General features: G+C 34.2%; 3 protein-coding genes. All 3 read left to right on the top strand.

Annotated elements, in window-relative coordinates:
* Positions 1-317 precede the first annotated feature (317 nt).
* The 3 genes from gifA (F6K22_RS29795) to gifA (F6K22_RS29805) all read left to right on the top strand — a co-directional run bounded on the left by gifA (F6K22_RS29795) (position 318) and on the right by gifA (F6K22_RS29805) (position 1,033).
* Complete coding sequence (gene gifA, locus F6K22_RS29795) at positions 318-512, top strand: glutamine synthetase inactivation factor IF7A (protein ID WP_293106508.1); 195 nt, start codon at positions 318-320, stop codon at positions 510-512.
* A 71-nt stretch (positions 513-583) separates the two neighbouring features.
* Positions 584-778 (top strand): glutamine synthetase inactivation factor IF7A, encoded by a 195-nt coding sequence (gene gifA, locus F6K22_RS29800; RefSeq protein WP_293106511.1) that lies wholly within the window; start codon positions 584-586, stop codon positions 776-778.
* Positions 779-838: 60 nt separating this feature from the next.
* Positions 839-1,033, top strand: a complete 195-nt coding sequence (gene gifA / locus F6K22_RS29805; protein ID WP_293106513.1) for a glutamine synthetase inactivation factor IF7A — start codon at positions 839-841, stop codon at positions 1,031-1,033.
* Positions 1,034-1,058: the final 25 nt, after the last annotated feature.

Consider the following 1,058-nt stretch of genomic DNA (forward strand, 5'->3'; position numbering starts at 1 on the left):
CGGTAGGAATTTCACCTACAAGGTCATAAGAGTTTTTCAAGTCGAAGCTATTAGCTTCATGTCTTGACTTAAAAGGCTTATTATATCTAGCTTTTAGCTAGCTTTTAAGCCAACGAGTCGCACTTATCCCTTGTCTTTTCTAGTTTTCAATGAATTTGATCTCTTTTATTCATCATCTCAATTATTAAAAACACTGTAAATATTTATTACAAAAGAATATTTAGTAACAACAGATACATAAATTTCTGTTAATATAAAAATGTAAAGAAAAAAAGCAACCCAAACATTGGTCAAGCAATCAAAGGAGAAAGTTAAGTATGTTTACTGAACCTCAAGCACGTTCTTTAATGATCCGTCACCACCATCTTGTCAAAAATCGTCAGCAGTCAATGCTAAACAGAGCCATATCTGAAGTGGGATTAGAAAATAGTCATTACTGGGGTCATATTCAAGGAAAAGTACAGCCTACCTTTAGAAAAAATTATGAGCGCAGTCGTGCTTCCATGAGCTAATTTGATTCCAAAACAGGAAGCAAATTTCATCTTTAACAAACAAAATTTAATCCAAAAGGAGAATTAAAACAATGGATATAGAAAATCAAGCTCGTGCATTAATGATGCGTCATCACAACCTAATTAAAAATCGTCAACAGTCTATGCTAAACCGTACTGCAAGTGAAGTAGGTGTAGAAGCAGATAACTATTGGGGCAATATTCAAGGAAAACCCTATCCTAGTTTTGTTACTACTTATGACCGTAGTCATGCTTCCATGAGTTAGAGTATTATCAAAGGTCAAAAAAATTATCAAATCAAAACTTAGCAATAGGAAAAATCAACAATGGATATAGAAAATCAAGCTCGTGCATTAATGATGCGTCATCACAACCTAATTAAAAATCGTCAACAGTCTATGCTAAACCGTATGGCAAGCGAAGTAGGTGTAGAAGCAGATGATTACTGGGGAAATATTCAAGGAAAACCCCATCCTAGTTTTGTTACTACTTATGATCGTAGTCATGCTTCTATGAGTTAGAGTATTATCAAACGTCAGCAACAGG

Origin of the sequence: Okeania sp. SIO2F4 (genome assembly GCF_010672385.1) — a bacterium.
Classification (GTDB): Bacteria; Cyanobacteriota; Cyanobacteriia; order Cyanobacteriales; family Microcoleaceae; genus Trichodesmium.

What these genes read in the sequence shown, in the direction of transcription:
- gifA (WP_293106511.1), top strand. Translation starts at nt 584, where the DNA reads ATGGATATAGAAAATCAAGCTCGTGCATTAATGATGCGTCATCACAAC.
- gifA (WP_293106508.1), top strand. Translation starts at nt 318, where the DNA reads ATGTTTACTGAACCTCAAGCACGTTCTTTAATGATCCGTCACCACCAT.
- gifA (WP_293106513.1), top strand. Translation starts at nt 839, where the DNA reads ATGGATATAGAAAATCAAGCTCGTGCATTAATGATGCGTCATCACAAC.